We start from the raw sequence: 17,947 nt of genomic DNA on the forward strand, positions 1-17,947 counted from the left end.
GATAAAAAAGGAGATTTAACGTGAAAACACTCAAGCTATGGCTGACTGCAATGTTGATGTTCGCCGCCTGCGGCGCCGCCAAGGCGCAACTGGCGGGCAAGAACGTCCTCTTGATTCAGGGCTTTTTACCCCAGCATATTCTGTTCAACCCCACAGACCAGGGGCGGGCGGATGGCATTGGTTATTGGGACGGCTTTGACGCCTCGCTGAAAGACCCCGCCACCACCCGCATTCTTTATTGGCCTTCGCACTATCGTTTGCAAGGGGCGGGCGGTATCGCCGCATTGATCGCCAATCAGTTGCAGCCGATCCTGTCCTCTGGATTCTGTGATAACGAATGCGTGGTTATTACCCATTCCACTGGCGACCTGGTGATGCGCTATGTGCTGTCCAACAAGAACTCGCTGTTGGGTTCGTCTCTGGCGCAGCGTTTTAAAGTCGCCGCGGTGATCGACATGGCGGGCGCCGGCGGCGGTACTGAACTGGCTAACTTCGGGGTGGACCTGATTAATGGCGTGAACCACGGTGCAGAGGTACTGGAGGCGCTGCTGAAGTTTCTGGGCTATGAAATTCCGCTGGGCATCAATCCTGGCGTGATGATTGATCTGCAGACTTCCGTTGCGCGCAACACCGCCGTCACTAATCTGCCCGCCATTCCCCGTCTGAGAATCGCCGCTACCGGCAGCGAGTTTTATGGCTTCGCGACGCATCCCATCATCAAGGGCCGGGACGACAGCGTTGTGCCGCTGCACAGCGCCTGCGGCGCCGCATATGACGGTGCGTTGGATTCCTGCGTGCGGGATTTGCGTGTGGACGGCCGCGTCACCAGCGTCAGCAAGGCTCCTTCCTTGAGTCAACTGTATGACTATCACTATCCCATCATCATGAGCGAAAAGATGGCGCACAACGAGATGCAGGCCAACAAACGCGGCCGCGATATGACCTTCGCGTTAAGCGGCGCTGATCGCTACAACGCTGGCGCGCGCACTATCGGGTTGGACGTGGAGTATCACTCCGTCTACGCATGGTGGGACTGGTTCCGGGAATACCGTTACATCACTGATGCGGACGATAAAACCATGGGCCGGGTCATCATGGACTCTTTTGAATAGAACGCGTCCTTTCTGTTTTTCAGCGTGGCGGCCTGAGACCTTCTTGGGTCGCCTGACTGATACGCTGAACCGAAAAAGGGATATTTATTCAGTTTAAGTTCATGATTTGCCGTTACAATGGCTTCCCTATAACTAACGAAGCGTTTCAACTGGGGAAACCATTAAAAATGAAAAAAGCGATGTTGTTGGCGGTGGCGCTGGGAAGCCTAATGCAAAACGCAGGGGCGGAAGAATTCAGAGTGCAGATGGGCGGTGAAAAGATCATCTACATTGAAACCTCAAAAGACGAGGAATTTGACCGTCGCGATTACGACCAGTATATGCGTGAGCGAGGCTACGACTATGAATCCCACTACCGCGCCAATCGCAAGCTTCGGGAGCGGGTCAGGAACCTTGAGCTGGCGGTGAGGCAGTTACAGGATACGGTTTACGATTTGCAGAACGCCGAGCCGACGCCTCCTCCAGTTACGACGCCGCAGACGCAATACTCCTGCATCCTGAAAACCCATAAAGGCACTTTTACCGGCATTGGCCTGACCAAGCTGGAAGCTACGGGGAAGGCGGCGCAGCAATGCGAGTCAAAAATCGATGCGTTCTGGTGCGATATCGATAAAGTGAAATGCGACGCCAATTAGTCTTGCATCAAGCGACGGCCTCTCACGGAAGCCGCCGCTTTTTTTCGCTATATGCAAGTATTGATCGATCGACAGTAATCCTTTTTATCGCAACGCAGACTGGTGCGATGAGAAGGTGAAAACCCAAGATAGTCCATAGACCCCACCGCGTAATAAAGCCCCCAGAAATACTGCGCCCGTCCAGCCAGCGAGTGGCTAAGATTTTCTTCTCGATAACAGGCCGCCGCCACAGAACCGGACCCATTTGTCTCCTCGCCAGTCAAGCGGTCGACAATACGCTTGATGAACTGCATCTGCGGCCCTTGCTGGGTGAGGTAGTCCAGTGTGTCATGGCCTGTGTCTGCGTACCCCCACCAATCCCAACAGCCGTTCATTGGCTCATTGCTGGTTTGTGGATACACCACAATGATGCGATTACTCTCCGCCCAGGCGTTGTAGCCGGCGTGGCGGGCGAAGGTGTCTTGCAACGTCGAGCGGTTCTGTTTGCAGCCATGCAGGGCGATATGCACGCGGCAGGCCGCCTGGGCGCCCCGGCAGGCGTCAGGAACGTAGATATAGCCGGTTTCATCCAGATACTGCGAATAGCTCAACAGGCTCTGATCGAAGGTCAGCAGGTTTTCCGGTTTTTCCGACGCAGGGGGCGATAAAGAGCCGTAGATGTGGTTCAGCAACAGGCCTGCGGCGTCATACTGACAGTCGCCGATGTAGGGGGAGTCGCTGTGCGTACAGTCGGCGCCGAAGTTTTGCGTCGGCATGGCGTGGCCGGCGTCTACGAGGTCAATATTGACGGAGACATTCTGAGTTCCGCTTAACCGCTGATACACCTCCGCCGCCCGCTGCGATGACGAGCTTCTAACTCGATGATCGCTCTTGCCATGAAAGATCCATACGCGGTCGTCGCGCAAAAACGCCACGTTATCTATCTTGCCTGCGTCCGCCATGGCCTGGGTCAGCCTGACGATGGCGTCGGCGTCCGGCAAATCTCCCTGGCTCATGCAGCGGCCGGCGGCCTGGGTCAGACTGCCCTCCGCGCAGCCATAAGGGCCGCCCGCCACCAGCCCGGCTCCCATGAAGGTTTTGGAGTAGGCGACATGCGCCTGCATGGCGGCGAAAGCGCCGGAAGATAAACCGGAGATGGAGATCTGGGCGACGTCGACATTGAGACTGCGTAAATCAATGCTCTCCTGCCCGGGAGACACGGCCAGTCCGGCGCCGCCGGCGGCCAGTGTGGAAGTCAGAACGACTGCGCCTTTCAGCGTCATGAATCTGTTCATAGTCGGCCCCTTGAGTTGTTGTCGTGCGTCCCTGGTGGGCGTTGTCTGTTGGTTGCGACTGTCCGCGCAACAAGACACGCCGGATTTTTCTGTGTTGTATGTGTCATTGCCATGAACGCATTCAGGGCGTATCAAATCCTGCGCCAGAATGATTAACGCCGTGAATTCAGCAGGTTGCGCGTAAGCGGGTGGGGCGTGTTCAATAAATGTTCAGAAGAGCTGACAGGTTACGGATGCATCGCCTGAAAGCTGTCCGGCCAGCCGGACATCCAAATTTATGCGCCGCAGATTTTGCACGAATTTACAGGAGCCCCCCTAACGTCCTCGTGCGCTTGCTTTAAACTGATGCAGCCTGTTTGTGCGGGGAGGCGTGTGTCTGATGAAACGGTCTATGGTTGCGCTTTTTTTCTTCAGTGTGCTGTCGCTGTTCAGTTTCGTCAGTCACGCGGACGCTGTTTTGCACATTTTCACCTGGGAAGACTATCTGGACCCGGAGGTTGTCGCCGAGTTCGAGAAAACCCACCATATCAAGCTGAAGTTCAGCTATTTCCAGAACGAAGAGAAGCGCGATCGCATCATGGCTACGCGCAACGGCCAGGGTTTTGACCTGATTCTGATGGACGGTCTGACGGCGGAAGCCTATATCAAGCTGGGCTGGGCCGCGCCGTTAAGCGAAAACGAAGTTCCCAATCTCAAATTCAATAATGATCTGTGGCGCAGCCATCAACCGGCGTTGGTGGGTTATGTCGCGCCCTATGCCTGGGGCACGCAGGGCGTTGCCTATCGCTCTGATCTGGTGCGGCCGATCTCCCGGTTCATGCAGTTATTTCGTCCGGCGGATGAGCTGAAAGGCAAGATTGTGATGACGCCGCAAGCCACGGAAATGCTGCCTATCGCCCTGCAGACCCTGGGCTATGACATGTACGACGAATCTCCCCAGGCGCTGACCCTGGCGGCGGAGCTGATCTCCGCCCAGAAGCCCCATGTGCTGACCTATCGTTCCCTCAAAACCAACGGCGAATCGCTTCTGGTGACGGGGGAAGCGGTGGCCGCCGTGGCCTACAGTGGGGATGCGCTGATGCTGAAACAGTTCAACCCAAACATTGAATATCGTTTGCCGGAAGAGGGCGGTATTGTCTGGTTCGATTACTTCATCGTCAGCCGTTACGCCTCCGACCCGGAAGCCGCCTATGCGTTTTTGAATTTCATCAGCGAACCCCGCAACGCCGCCCGCAATTGTGAATTCACCTATTCCGCCACCTATAATGAAGAAGCATTGAAAATTTTGCCGGAGGAACTGCTGGCCAATCAGACCGTATTTCCCGCCATCAATCCCAGGATGGGAACCCATAAAGCGCCAAGCACGCTATACAAGCGGCGCATGATGAGCATCTGGCACAATCTCGGCTTCGAACAGATTCTGCAATGAAGTTACGCGCGCGGTTGATCATTACGCTGGTAGTGGCGACTTTCACCTGCTTTTTGAGCCTGGCGACCGCGCTGTATGTGGAGCTAACCGCGTTTTGGGAAGGCCGCAGCCGACATTTGCTGGATGAATCCGCCTCCCTGGCGGCGGCCAATGTGAATGGCTCGGTGGAGCATACCCTGGCCAATATGCGCCTGCTGGTTTCCGAGGATGTGCTGGATCGATATTTGTCTATGGGGGAAGAGCGTTACACCCTCATGTATGACTTGTCCGCCAAGGCGTTGAGCCGTTACGCCACGCTGTTCCCCGAGTATCTGGAGATCGTCCTGCTGTTGCCTGACGGCGTCGAGGACATCCGCATCGCCGACGATATCCGCTCCCCGGAAGCGGAGCCGGCCGGGGAAAGTCTGTTTCAGCAGGCGTTGCAAGACCCCTACAACACCTACTATGACTTCATCAACCAGGAACGCTTCGACGGACCGCACCTGACGTTTTACCGCGCGTTATACACGATTGACCGCTCCCTGGGCGCCTATGAAAACAACAAGGTAGTGAAAGGCGTGCTCAAATTCACCGTGGACATGAACTGGTTAATGCGGCATGACCCCGGCAGCGATGCGGCGGAAGTGGACGCCACCTTTATCGCCAGCCGGGGGCGGGGCGTGATCTACGCCTCGGGCCTGTCCCAAACGCAGGCGCGCGCGCTGTCGAACATGCCCGGCGCAGGCGTGGATGGGCCGAGCCAATACATGGCGCGGATGATGGGAGAAGATTATCTGGTGGACTCGCGTCCCTTGCTCGGGGACTGGCGTCTTTATAATGCAATGCCGTTTTCGGAAGCGCGCAGCGAGTTTCATCGGTTGCTGTTCACCGCCATCGTGGTGTTGGTGGTGGTGTTCGTCCTGCTGGGCTGGTTTATCTATGTGCAGATGGATCGCATGATCGTGCGACCGGTGAAAGAACTGGCCAAGGCCACCTATCACATTCTCCATGCGCCGGACAAAGCCAAGTCGCTACGCCTGCAAAGCGGCGAAATAGGGCGTCTGCAGCAGGCGTTTCTGGAAATGGAAGGGCAGATTCGTCAGTACACGCGGGAGCTGAAAACCCAGGCTTACACCGACAGCCTGACCGGTTTGCCCAACCGCCACGCCATGGCGCATATGCTGGCGCTGTTGATGCGGCGTAATGAAGAACGCGATCAGTCCCTGGCGCTGCTGTTTATCGATCTGGACGGCTTCAAGCAGATCAATGATGTCTACGGTCATCAGGTGGGAGACAGCTTGCTGACCGCAGTGACCGGTCGTCTCTCTTCAGTATTGCGTCCCTCCGATGTGATTTATCAGATTTCGGAAGAAGAGGCGTTGGAGGAGACGGATGAGGAGCGCAATATTCTGTTCCGCCTTGGCGGCGACGAATTCACCATTATCGTTCCCAACATCGGCGCCCGTAAGAACGCAGCGGCGGTGGCGCAACGGGTGCTGGACCAGCTTAAGCCCCCGTTCAAAGTGGAAGGGCAGGAAACCTTTATCGGCGCCAGCATCGGCATCGCAATGTGCCCGGACGACGCTGACAGCGTCAATGATCTGATTAAATATGCGGACACCGCCATGTACTCCGCCAAGGCTCACGGCAAGATGCGTTTTGAGTTTTTCTCGCCGCAGTTGGAGCACAGCGAGCAGGCCCGTCTGGCGATGGATAACCTGATCAGCAAAGCCCTGGATAAGGATGAGTTCACGATCTGCTTCCAGCCGATCATTGATCTGCGCACCCGTCATCTCACCGGATTTGAAGCGCTGGCGCGCCTGTATTCGGAGCAATATGGCTGGATCAGTCCGCTGGATTTTGTGCCGGCGGCGGAGAAGCGCGGCATGATCGATCACATCACTTTGTTGGTGGCTTCACACGCCTGCGCATTCGTTAAATCCCTAGAAGCGAAGTATCAGTTGCAACCGAGCGTTTCCCTGAATATCACCGCCGGGCAACTGGTGACGGGGGAGGTCTTCAACAAGATCAATCAACTGCTGGTTGATTCCGGCATGTCCCGCAACATCTTTGAGTTTGAGGTGACGGAAAGCGCGTTGTTCGAAGATCGCAAAGGCTGCGCGATGACCCTGGACAAGCTGCGCAACCAGGGGTTCAGGGTGTCTCTGGACAACTTTGGCGTGGGCTATTCCTCCCTCAGCCATCTGAAAAAATTCTCTTTCAACACGCTGAAAATTGACCGCTCGTTCCTGCGCGACCTGCATGACGACGAAGCCGGCCAGGCTATCCTTTCCAGCATTATCGCGATGGCGAGAAAAATGGACATGGCGGTGGTGGCGGAAGGCATTGAAACGATTCAGCAACTGGAAGTAGTGGAAAGCCTGGGCATTCATCTGGCGCAGGGCTATCTGTTTTCACCGCCGTTGCCGGCGGAAGCTGCACTAGCCCTGTATGAGCAGGACTCCGCCATTCGTTATTGAGACCTGATCGTCGACCTTGTCCGCCGCGTCGGATTTTCGCCTTTATATTGACTGTTCGTTAGTCACTGCGCGCTCGTGCATTTCGGGCCTTCTACGCCGTTGTCTTAATAGCATGAGGCGCCTATCGGCGTTATAGTGTGGGCGCTTGGCTGTCGATCTGATTTATAAGGGGAAAGTGGTGAGAATAGCAGTATTTTGCGGCTCCAGTATGGGAGCCAGAGAGGAATACCAAGACGCCGCCAAAGCGCTTGGAGAAGAGCTGGCGCGACGGAATATCGAACTGGTGTACGGCGGCGGCCATGTGGGCCTGATGGGCGTGATCGCCGACGCGGTGCTGGCGGCGGGCGGCAAGGTGACCGGCGTCATCCCTGTGGCGCTGAAAGAAAAGGAAATCGAGCATACCGGTTTGACCGAGCTGTTCGTGGTGGCGGATATGCACGAGCGCAAAGCGAAAATGGCGGAGCTGTCAGACGCGTTTATCGCCATGCCCGGCGGCGCCGGAACCCTGGAGGAAATCTTCGAGGTCTGGACCTGGAGCCAGTTGGGTTATCACAGCAAGCCAAGCTGTTTTTATAACGCCTTTGGCTACTACGACAAACTGCTCGACTTTATCCGTCACATGCAGGACGAACGCTTCCTGAGTCAGGGCTATATCGACGCCCTGATCATCAAAGAAAACCCGGCGCAGCTGCTCGACGCAATTTTGTCTTATCAGGCGCCTCCCGGAAAATGGTGACGCCCTGGGCGTGGGTAGTCCGCGCCTAAGTCTGCGGGGCCGGCTTGCGCAGCAGCGCCGGTCCCAGCGACGCCAGCAAGGCGCCGCCGACAATCAGTCCGCACCCGAGCAACACCGTTACCGTGAATTCCGCTTCGCCGAAGGCGATCAACAATAGTGTGGAGATCAGCGGCGCGGCGTATGACAAGACCCCCAATAGCTGAATATCGCCGCGTTTGACGCCATAGTCCCAGGTAAAGAACGCAATCCCCACCGGGCCCAGCCCCAAACCAATCACGCCGAGCCATTGCCCGCCGCTCAGCGGCCAGACGGTTTCCTCCAGCGCACCATGACACAACGCCGCCAGCACTGACACGCCCAGGCAATACAACCCCACTGCATCAGAGGGGACCGCCGCCAGAGTGCGGGACAACACTGAATACAGCGACCAGATCAGGGCGCAGAGCAGCGCGGCGCCGTAGCCGCTCAAGTAACGCACATCAAAGCCTGCGCCGGGGCGCCACAGCAGCGCCCAGCAGCCCGCCAGCGTCAGTAGTCCACCCAGCCACAGGGTTTTTCCCGCAGACTCTTTCAGCAACACCGCAGAAAAACAGACGATCAGCAGCGGCCAGAGATAGGCGATCAGACTGGCTTCTACCGCCGGGGCCTGATTCAACGCGATGAAGTAAAACAGGTGATAACCGAAAAGCCCGCCCACACCCAATAACCAGGCGCGCGCAGGCTGGCGCAACAGGCGCAGCAGACTGCCTCCCTGCGCCACGGTTTTACCCAGCATCAGTAAGGCGGCGATGCAAAAAGTCATCGCCAATAACTGAAAGGGAGGAATGCCTGCGCTCCAGCGCGTGAACAGCGCCAGTGCGCCCCATAAGACGACGGCGGTGAATCCTATGGACGTAGCGGCTTGTCGGTTCATGACGTTTCTTTTTTCCGTTGTATGAGGTTTTTCGTTGTATAAGAGAAAAGGTTCGGAAACGTCAGCTTAGCGTTTTACCGCGGGGGAAAATTTGTCGCTGCGGCGCTAGTTTTTCTCGCGCGGGCGGAAATGCTTGGGGGATTTACCGAAGTGACGTCTGAAACGGTCACTGAAAGCGGCCTGATTCTGAAAACCGGTGTCGAGCGCTATCCGTTGCATGCTGAGCTGGCTGTTTTCCAACAGCGCCAGGGCCAGTCGCATGCGTTTGTCTCGCAGATAATCCATCGGCGTCATGCCGAATGCGTTTTTGAATAGATCAGAAAGGTGGCGACGGCTCAGGTTCGCTGCGCTGGCGACTTGATCGAGGGTGATCGTGTCGCCCAAGTGTGCGTCCAGAAAGTCGCGGGCGGCGAGCAGACGCTTGTCCAGATTCAACGCAGCGCCATAGCGCTCCCGAAGCAACTGCAGCAATAAGCCGAGTATGCGCTCGCGGGATGCTTCGCCCAGGTGTCCGTGACCCAGCTCCATCGCGATAAAGTGAACATAGGAGCGCAATCCTGGGTCCAGCTCGATGAACGCAGGTAGACGCCCCAGCGCTGGCTCCATGGCCACCGGCAGATCCGCCACCACAAAGCGGTTATCCTCGCCGCCGGCGAAAGCGTGATCCCGTCCGGCTTCGATCACCGCCGCAGTGCGCCGGTCCACCATCGCCCCGTGGCCCGCCACATCCAGCTCCAGGCGCCCGCTGAGCGGCAGTACCAGCTGGTGATAATCATGGCTGTGGCATTGCGTTTCCGGCGAATAACGCCGCAGGTCCAAAGCGATGGGCGTCGACATGGCGCGTTTCTCTGTAACAGCTAATGGATAATTTGGATCTCTGCGAAAGCATCAGTGTATCCCCCTGAAGGCGAAAGTTCGATGGGGGAGCGCTATGTTTAGGTATACGTATGCATTTAAAGTGCGAATGACTGAAGAATAGAAAATAGCCCCTCTATGATAACGGCCATGAACTGTAAGCTGAATCTATGATTTGCAGGCCTGATTCTGCGCCTTCAAGTAATGACTCAGGCAGCTGGGAAGAAATATCAGTTCTTGCTTGAAGATAGTCTAAACCGGGACCAAAAAAGCAGGTGTTTTCAATTGATAGCAATTCAAAAATAATTTTGGGCAGGAGTTCATGCTGCATGGGTCTTAAAAAAACCATCCCGGAAATGGCGTCGCGGGATTCACCGAATAAGTATGCACTTTCACAGATTTCGCCAACCTTCGAGACAAACTCAAAGTCGCCATCGTCTTCGATAATCTCACCATAATTTTTTAGTACGGCATTTATTTCTTCAAATGGAATGACGCCGGCCTCACCGTTTTCGAATTTCTGAAAAAAAATTTCGTATGACATAGTTATTCTTGAATTTAACGAAAATAAGCCGCTGGCCTCTATCCATTACCTCTAAGGGCTTCTAAACGCGTCTGAGTTCCGCAATATACGGCGAAGGCTGTAGAGGTAGCCCACGTTCGTTATATTGCGGGCAGGAGATATGCAGTCTGCTTTTGGCCCGTGTCAGCGCCACATAGAAAACCCGGCGTTCCTCCTCCCTGTTTTCCTCTCTCTCTTTATGCTCGGACTGGGTCGCATTGATCAGGAATACCGTATCGAATTCAGCGCCTTTTGAGGCATGAATGGTCATGAGATGAATTTTATCCGACTCGGTTTTATCGCTGTTTATTTTCAGCAGTTCCTCGGCGCTTTGCTCCAGAGGGACGCCTTTCTTCAAGCCGTCCAACAACTGCTGAATCACCACTTTGGCGGGCAGGCTTTCCATACCCTCCCGGCTGAAATAAGTGTGGCGCAGCAGTATTTCCCATAACTGCTCTTCCGCTTGCGATGGCGGACAGTGATTCAGCTTCTTGATCAGGCGCACGTCGCGAATGATGTCCGTCGCCTTTTCGCCGAGGCTGCCATCGGCGTCGGAAATAAACTGCAGATATTTGAAGATCGCTTCGTCTTTATATTTGCCGGATTTCTTGTGTCGCCATTGCAGATTAATCCGGCTGTTATTGAGGACGTACTCCAGGTACTTCTCCTCCAACGGACTTTCGCTGCTGGAGGGCGCAAGACACAGACTCAAAAGCATACGCGGACCGCGCCGGCGCAGCAGCGGAACGCCTTCATTAACCAAGTAAGGGATGCGGCGGGCGATCAGCGCCTGTTCGATATGCAGGCGCTGGCTGTTCTCCCTGTAGAGAACGGCGATCTCATCAGGCGGCGTCCCTGCGTTCAACAGCGTTTGAATACTCGCGGCGACTTCGTTTGACTCGGTCACGACATTGATAGGCGACGCGAACTGCACCGTGCCGTCGCCGCTTCTATGGGCGCGCATGGCGATGTCTTCCTGCAGGCGATGAGGCATGCTGTCAGCCAGCTTATTACTGAGCTGCACCAGTTTGTTCAAGGACCGGTAGTTGGTGTCCAGCACGCAGACGCTGGGAGATTCGTACGCTTCCAGGAACGCTTGGAAAACCGATGGCTCCGAGCCCCGGAACTGGTAGATGGACTGCTTGGCGTCGCCGACGACAGTGATGGAAACGGAGTTGGACGCCAACAGGCGTATGGCTTCAAACTGCAGGTAATTGCAGTCCTGAAACTCATCTATGATGAAGTGCTTCAAATGGTATTGCAGCGCGTCTCGCAACTCAGCGTCTTCTTTGAGCACGTGGCAGGCGATATAGAGAATATCGTCCGCATCAATGGCGTTGAGCTTTCTTTTTTCCTCGTCCAGGTTTTTCCACAGCGCAATCATGATGCGATCGATCATGCGTTCACGATTGGTCAGTTCCATGGGCGGCGCATAGTCGTGGGAGCCGAAACCGTTGGCTCTGGCGCGGGACAGACAGGCGAGAACTTCATTGAGAGAGATGCCGTTGCGGGCGACGAAGCGCTGCTGTTCCTCGCCCAGGTTGGACCAGAATGACTCGATGAAGCTTCTGGCCTCATGTTCGCTGATCACCCGCGTTGTCTGGTTGTATCCATATTTCTGCGTGACGGGGCGATCGGAACTGGGTTTCAGGATCAACTCAAGGAACAGCTTGTGAAAGGTGCCGATATGGATGGTTTTAGCGATGGGGCCAATCAGCTCGCCGAGCCTCGATCGCATCTCATTCGCGGCCTTGTTGGTGAAGGTCACCAGGATAATGGATTTCGGCGGCGCTTTTTTATTCAGGATAAGGTGTGCGGCTTTGTAGGTGACCACGCGGGTCTTGCCTGAGCCGGCGCCAGCCAGAACCAAAGTGGCTCCCTCGGTGGCGCTAACGGCTTTGAACTGTTCTTCATTGAGATAAGACAGTATGTCTTTCAAACACTTATCCTTCTTTGACCCAAAGGTGCTTTATCACGGTGCGAACTGCTCTGTGAAAGTTTGAACGAAGCTAAACGATCACAGGGACAAACTCAATTTCAGTTTGCCAGTTCTTGGGGGATTTTCGAGTTATGCGTCGCCAACCCCGCGTCATGCACATACAATCAGGCGGGTATTTCAGATCCGTTGCTCAGGCGACGGCGTCCCGGATTCTGTTGAGGCATGCATGATCGAAAAACTGGAAATCCACCATCTGCGGACATTGGACGCATTGTATCGCTTCGGCAATATCTCCGCCGCCGCGGAGTCCCTCGATCTGTCCCAGCAGGCGATCAGTCAACAGCTGAAAAAACTGCGGGACATTCTGGGCGACCCGTTATTCGTGCGCACCGGCCATGGCATGGCTCCGACGCCTTACGCCAAACTGATCGAGCCGCATATCCAGCAGGTGTTGACCCATCTGCACGCGATTCCGGCGCCGGAGGTGTTTTCTTTGGCGAAGGTGGAAAGAACCTTGGTGATCTCCGCCACGGATTACACCCAGAAAGTGATTGTGACACAGCTGGTCGCTGAATTACGAAAAGCCGCGCCCAAGGTGAAAGTCGTGGTCGCCAATATCGAAAGCGCCAGCCTGACCCGGAAAATGCGGCAAGGGGAGATTGATCTTGCGTTCACTTCCCATGGCTATGTGCCGGAAGGCCTGCTGTCCGAGCCATTGTTCACGGAAAGATATCTCTGCGTCTCCGCCGACCCTGGGTTGGCGGGCGAGGGAGAGATTGCTCTGGAGCGGCTGGTGGAGCGTGACTTTATTGTCACCTCGCCAGGAACTGGCGGTTTCGCCGGGTCGGCGGACGCCTGGTTTGAGCAGCAGGGTTTGCGCCGTAACGTGACGATTTCAGCGCCGTCGTTCCACATCGCCCAGGAATATTTGCAGGCGACGGATATGGTGGCCTTTTTGCCGTCGCGGCTGCTGCCTTGCGCAGGCTTATTCGAAATTCCTCTCAGCAAATATCCGCCGGGATACGAAGTGGTGGCGGCCTATCATCCCAGCGCCAGGAACGATCCCCTGATCATGTGGGCGCTCGGTACCGTGAAACAGCGCCTTTCCCGCGCCTGATCGTATCGGTCAATCCTGCGGCGCTTGTATCGGTTACAACGGCTGCTTGATCGCTCGGTCGCCTCTGAAGCTCTACTCTGACTGCACACTATTAGTCGGTTTTAGAGGTCTTTATGAGCATTAATAAAGTGAATCCCAGCGCGCTGTATGACGGTTCGCCTTTTGGGCTGTCGCAGGCGGCGGTTGATACGGAGTCAGGATTGGTGTTTGTGTCCGGGCAGGTGGACTGGGACGCGGACTACGAACTGAAGAACGACACGATTGAAGCCCAGACAGCGAATGCGCTGGAGAACCTGAGCATCGTGCTGAAGGAAGCGGGGTCTTCCGTCGATAATCTGCTGCAAGTGCGCATCTATGTCAGAGGAGAGCTGGCGGATCACATGGCGAAAGTAGCGCCTGTTCTCGCCAACTATCTGGGAACCGTCAGGCCAGCGCTGACCGGCGTGGGCGTCGCTTCACTGGCGTCGCCGGGCACATTGGTGGAAATCGAGGCGGTGGCGAAAGTCCGTCGCCAAGGATAGATAGTCGCTAAAGAGACATTTCCATCGCTACAGCGCCGACGTTCGTCGGCGCTTGAATAAGCCCGATCGGGAAAATCAGCGCACCTTAACGCCCAGGCTCAGCAACACTTCGCGGATATCTTTTTCCTGATTCTCCAGAAAACGCTGCATGGCGTCGCCGCGATGATAAAAGTTGGACCATCCGTATTTGCTTCTTACCTGCTTCCATTGATCGCTTTGCGACAGTTTCTCCAGCATATCGGCGTATTGGGCGACGTCTTGCGCGGGCATGCCGGGCGTTCCAAAGAAGCCGCGCCAGTTGGCGAAAACCAGATCGTAGCCCTGTTCCTTCATGGTGGGGATGTCAAAGCCTTCCAGGCGTTCGTCGCTGGTGACGCCAAGCAGGCGCAGTTTGCCGGACTTATAATCGTTGACCACTTCTCCCAGCCCGGTCACCAGGGCGACGCCTACTTCTTTGTATAGCTTCTCCAGGGCGTCGCCGCCGCCGTCGCTGGGCACATAACGCATTTGATCAATGCCGATGCCGGCGGATTTAAGCAGGAGCGCGGCGGTAATGTGGTCCAGGCTTTCCTTGGATGAACCGCCGATAATCGGATTTTTCGCGGCATGGTCCCGAATCAGGTCCGCCAGTTGCGACACTGATTGAATCGGCGAGTCCGCTTTCACCGCCACCACCTGATACTCCGCAATCACCGTAGCGATGGGCGTGATGTCGCGAAAGTCTTTGTCGATCACCCCGGTCAGGCTACGCAATATCAATGGCGTGGATTGCACCATCAGGGTTTCCGAGTACTTGGGCGCGTTACGCACCAGATCATCCAGGGCGCGTCCGCCGCCGCCTCCAGACAGGTTGGTGAACTTGACGCCATCCACCAGGCCGATAGTCTGCATCGTCGCGCCGGTTTCTCGGGCGGTAGTGTCCCAACCGCCGCCTTCGCCCCCGGGAATGAGAAAGGCCAGTTCTTTGGCGCCGACGAAGAGAGAAAAACCTAAAAGGAATGTTAGCCAAGACAACCGTTTTAATACGCTCATCGTATATATACCTCTGCTTTATTGTTTTGCGGTTCAGGCGGCTTCAAGAGAGAGGGAGTGGCGTTTCGTTTCCATGTGGGAGTTGAATGAAAAAATATCGCCTGAAATTTAACTATAGACCGGACTTTTGTTGCTGTTGGGATAATAATCAAACTGACTGAAACAGTATGAGGGCGATCATGGAAGTAAAATATTCGCCCCACAGGTGAAAAAATGTGTCATAGATATGGAAATCCAACGTGCTCGGGAACATTATCTACTAAGCTTAAAGAGATAATTCCGGTCAACCGTGATTGGGTTGCGTTACAGCAGCTTTTCGGGCGTCGCGTTTCATCCGAAAACAACCGGTGGTAATGCCATAGATGCCGAACTCATCTTCTCCTATTGGCCGTGTCCGGACGATATGCTTTCTGGTTCTTTGCCTGATCACGAGAATCAGTGGGGCGGCGGAATCAGAACTTACCCCTGTCGTTGTGCAGTTGAAGTGGCTGCATCAATTCCAATTCGCCGGCTTTTACGCCGCCATCGAAAAAGGTTTCTATCAGAAAGCCGGTTTTGACGTGACCCTGCGCGAGGCGGCGCCGGACATTAATCCTATCGATGAAGTGGTGGAGGGCAGGGCGGACTTCGGCGTCGCCAACTCAGAGCTGCTGCTTTACCGCTTGCAGGGCGCGCCTGTCACCGCCGTAGCGGTGATGATTCAGCATTCGCCTCTGGTATTGGTGAGTCTGGCGGAGTCGGAGATACTCAGTCCGCAGGACCTGATCGACAAACGCGTCATGTTTCCCCATGGGCCATACGGGGCCAACACCATTGGCATCCTGCGCAAAGAAGGCGTGCTGCTCTCTCAGATCAAACAGATGCCATTGTCCTTTAACATCAACGATCTGGTGGAGCATCGCGTCGACGCCATGGTGGGCTACGTGACTGACCTGCCGTATCAGCTGCGTAAACGTCAGATCGCCTATAACATCATGGACCCGCGCAGTTACGGCATCGATTTCTACGGCGACACCCTTTTCACCACCGAAAATCATGCGATGAGCGATACCGAAGAGGTGGCGCGCTTCCGCGAAGCCACGATTGAAGGCTGGCGTTATGCGGTGGACAACCCGGAAGAGATCATTCGTTTGCTGCAAAGCAAATACAACTCCCGCAAAAAATATGACGAGCTGGTGTATGAAGCCCGGGAAACCATTGACCTGATCGTGCCCAAGCTGGTGGAGGTCGGGCATATGAATCCGGGTCGCTGGCGGCATATCGCGGACACCTTCGCCGCGCTGGATATGGCGTCCAGGGATTACAATCTGGAGGGCTTTATCTTTGACTCGGACCGCAATGACGCCAGACTGGTGTTGCATACAGCGCTGTTGATTGGCGGTCTGGTGGTGATCGCCGGGGCGGTGGGCATCTTTTTATTGATGACGTTCAACAACCGGCTTAAAAACCGGGTTGAGTTGCACACCCATCAACTGCGCGAGGCCAATGACGCGTTGTACGAGCAGACGCAGACCCTGATAGAAAAAGAGCAGGCGCTGTACAAACTGAACCATGCGCTGGAAGCCCGAGTGGAGGAGAGGACGGAGGCGCTGGCGCAGGCCAATCAGGAATTGAAGCTGGAGATTGCGGAGAGGGAGCAGCGCGAGCTGTCTTTGCGTCTTCTGTCCAAAGCGGTGGAGAGCAGTCGCAGCGGCGTCATCATCACCAATGCGGATGGCATTATCGTTTACGTGAATAACGCGTTTCTGGCGATGTCCGGCTACGATCGCATGCAGGTGTTCGACAAACACATCTCTTCACTGGAGGAGCGTGTTTGTTTTCCGCGTCTTGATCAGATCAACTTCCGTGAGTTGCCGGAACCGATGATCCGCGATGAGTTGCACTGTTACGACGCCTCGCGCAATCAGTACTGGGTGCAGATCTCCATTTTCCCCATTTATGAGCAGGCGGCGCGTAACTACGGCGTATTCCGTCCCGCGCCGGAAAAAGTCAGCCATTATGTGGTGACCTGTGAAGACATCACGCTGCTGAAAAAGAGCAAGGATGAGATGGAGCAGTTGGCGTTTTACGACCACCTGACGGGACTGGAGAGCCGGCTGCTGTTCAAGTTGCGCCTGGAAAACGCCATTACCCGGGCCGTGCGCGACAAGTCTATGATCGCCCTGATGTTTATCGACATCGATCACTTCAAGGAGATCAACGATAACTACGGCCATGACGCTGGCGACGAAGTGCTGAAAACCGTTGCCGCGCGCATCAAGCAGAACGTGCGCAAGAACGATACGGTGGCGCGCATCAGCGGCGATGAGTTTACCGTGATCCTGTCGGATATTCGGGGCCATGCGGACGCTCGGCGCGTGGCGCAGGGCATTCGGCGGACCTTGAACCGTCCGTTCAAGTTCGCCGGTAAAGAATATTTTGTCGGCGCCAGTATCGGCATCAGTATCGCACCTGACGATGGCGTGGAGCTGGATGAACTGTTGAAGAACGCGGACACCGCCATGTATCAGGCCAAGCGTAATGGCCGCAACGATATCCAGTTTTTCTCTCATTCCATGAATGAAGAAGCCAAAAAGAAACAGGCGCTGGAAGCGGAAATGATCCAGGGGCTGTCCAAGAAACAGTTCCGGTTGGACTATCAACCAGTGATTGACCTGGAAACTAGGAAACTGGTGGGGCTGGAAGCGCTGCTGCGCTGGAATCATCCCAGCCAGGGAGTCATTTATCCCGATCACTTTATTCCCCTGGCGGAGGAGACGGGCCTCATTGTGGAGCTGGGTAAATGGGTGATCAGCGAAGTCATTTCCGCCACCCAGGAGTTGCGCAAGATGGGGTTCGCCGATGTCGGCGTAGCGATCAATGTGTCGGCGCGCCAATTGCGGGATAAAGGCCTGATCGCGGATATCGGGCGCATTGTCGCCGCCCACCGCAATGAACCCTGCAATATCCAACTGGAGCTGACGGAGTCCACCATCACTGAAGAGTTGGAACAAAACAACCGCAGCATCAATGATCTGAATAAGCTTGGTTTTGGCATCACCGTGGATGATTTCGGCGCGGGTTACTCTTCCATGAGCAATCTCAAGCAACTACCCATCGACTGCATCAAGATCGACAAGTCGTTCATTCACAATATGCTGAGGAAAGGCGATGATGCGGAAATCGTAAAAGCGATGATTTCCATGGCGCATAATCTAAAGCTGAAGGTGGTGGCGGTGGGTGTGGAAGACGCCGAACAGGTGAAATTCCTGAAGGAAAACCAATGCTTCCTCGCTCAGGGGTTCTACTTCTCCAAAGCTGCCGATCTACATGAAATCATTGGGAAATTCAGCGCCCCCAATGTGGTGAAGCTCACTCCCTGAG

At 55.4% G+C, this 17,947-nt stretch carries 14 protein-coding genes; 8 read left to right on the top strand and 6 right to left on the bottom strand.

Annotation, left to right across the window (positions count from 1 at the left end):
* The first annotated feature begins 20 nt into the window (after positions 1-20).
* Positions 21-1,112: a hypothetical protein gene (locus tag ONV78_RS27965; RefSeq protein ID WP_279507823.1), complete on the top strand. Its 1,092-nt coding sequence runs from the start codon at positions 21-23 to the stop codon at positions 1,110-1,112.
* Between the two features lie 167 nt (positions 1,113-1,279).
* Positions 1,280-1,747 carry a hypothetical protein gene (locus ONV78_RS27970; RefSeq protein ID WP_127972496.1) on the top strand — a complete coding sequence of 156 codons (468 nt, stop codon included), beginning with the start codon at positions 1,280-1,282 and terminating at the stop codon, positions 1,745-1,747.
* 47 nt (positions 1,748-1,794) lie between these two features.
* Here the strand turns inward: ONV78_RS27970 and ONV78_RS27975 are convergent, their stop codons facing one another.
* Positions 1,795-3,021: a PHB depolymerase family esterase gene (locus ONV78_RS27975; RefSeq protein ID WP_279507824.1), complete on the bottom strand. Its 1,227-nt coding sequence runs from the start codon at positions 3,019-3,021 to the stop codon at positions 1,795-1,797.
* Positions 3,022-3,400: 379 nt separating this feature from the next.
* Between ONV78_RS27975 and ONV78_RS27980 the strand changes: the two genes are divergently transcribed.
* The 3 genes from ONV78_RS27980 (at position 3,401) to ONV78_RS27990 (ending at position 7,645) form a co-directional block, all read left to right on the top strand.
* Positions 3,401-4,450 carry a spermidine/putrescine ABC transporter substrate-binding protein gene (locus tag ONV78_RS27980; protein WP_279507825.1) on the top strand — a complete coding sequence of 350 codons (1,050 nt, stop codon included), beginning with the start codon at positions 3,401-3,403 and terminating at the stop codon, positions 4,448-4,450.
* On the top strand, positions 4,447-6,909 hold the full coding sequence (locus ONV78_RS27985) for an EAL domain-containing protein (RefSeq protein ID WP_279507827.1): 2,463 nt from the start codon (positions 4,447-4,449) through the stop codon (positions 6,907-6,909). The genes ONV78_RS27980 and ONV78_RS27985 overlap by 4 nt, the downstream gene beginning before the upstream one ends.
* Before the next feature lie 178 nt (positions 6,910-7,087).
* Complete coding sequence (locus ONV78_RS27990; protein ID WP_216738307.1) at positions 7,088-7,645, top strand: TIGR00730 family Rossman fold protein; 558 nt, start codon at positions 7,088-7,090, stop codon at positions 7,643-7,645.
* A 25-nt stretch (positions 7,646-7,670) separates the two neighbouring features.
* Here ONV78_RS27990 and ONV78_RS27995 read toward each other — a convergent pair whose 3' ends face one another.
* The 4 genes from ONV78_RS27995 to ONV78_RS28010 all read right to left on the bottom strand — a co-directional run bounded on the left by ONV78_RS27995 (position 7,671) and on the right by ONV78_RS28010 (position 11,914).
* Complete coding sequence (locus ONV78_RS27995; protein WP_279507829.1) at positions 7,671-8,558, bottom strand: DMT family transporter; 888 nt, start codon at positions 8,556-8,558, stop codon at positions 7,671-7,673.
* A 105-nt stretch (positions 8,559-8,663) separates the two neighbouring features.
* Positions 8,664-9,395, bottom strand: a complete 732-nt coding sequence (locus ONV78_RS28000) for an AraC family transcriptional regulator (RefSeq protein WP_279507830.1) — start codon at positions 9,393-9,395, stop codon at positions 8,664-8,666.
* 154 nt (positions 9,396-9,549) lie between these two features.
* Positions 9,550-9,957, bottom strand: coding sequence for a hypothetical protein (locus ONV78_RS28005; protein ID WP_279507831.1), 408 nt, complete (start codon positions 9,955-9,957; stop codon positions 9,550-9,552).
* Positions 9,958-10,018: 61 nt separating this feature from the next.
* Positions 10,019-11,914, bottom strand: a complete 1,896-nt coding sequence (locus tag ONV78_RS28010) for an ATP-dependent helicase (protein WP_279507832.1) — start codon at positions 11,912-11,914, stop codon at positions 10,019-10,021.
* 226 nt (positions 11,915-12,140) lie between these two features.
* On the opposite strand from ONV78_RS28010, the gene ONV78_RS28015 reads away from it, so the two are divergent.
* On the top strand, positions 12,141-13,031 hold the full coding sequence (locus tag ONV78_RS28015; RefSeq protein WP_279507833.1) for a LysR family transcriptional regulator: 891 nt from the start codon (positions 12,141-12,143) through the stop codon (positions 13,029-13,031).
* A 113-nt stretch (positions 13,032-13,144) separates the two neighbouring features.
* Positions 13,145-13,552 (top strand): RidA family protein, encoded by a 408-nt coding sequence (locus ONV78_RS28020; protein ID WP_279507834.1) that lies wholly within the window; start codon positions 13,145-13,147, stop codon positions 13,550-13,552.
* A gap of 75 nt (positions 13,553-13,627) precedes the next feature.
* Here ONV78_RS28020 and ONV78_RS28025 read toward each other — a convergent pair whose 3' ends face one another.
* On the bottom strand, positions 13,628-14,584 hold the full coding sequence (locus ONV78_RS28025) for a tripartite tricarboxylate transporter substrate-binding protein (RefSeq protein WP_279507835.1): 957 nt from the start codon (positions 14,582-14,584) through the stop codon (positions 13,628-13,630).
* Between the two features lie 362 nt (positions 14,585-14,946).
* Between ONV78_RS28025 and ONV78_RS28030 the strand changes: the two genes are divergently transcribed.
* A complete protein-coding gene (locus ONV78_RS28030) occupies positions 14,947-17,946 on the top strand; it encodes an EAL domain-containing protein (protein WP_279507836.1) in 3,000 nt (999 codons plus the stop codon).
* Position 17,947: the final 1 nt, after the last annotated feature.

This window comes from Hahella sp. CR1, from assembly GCF_029813005.1.
GTDB lineage: Bacteria > Pseudomonadota > Gammaproteobacteria > Pseudomonadales > Oleiphilaceae > Hahella.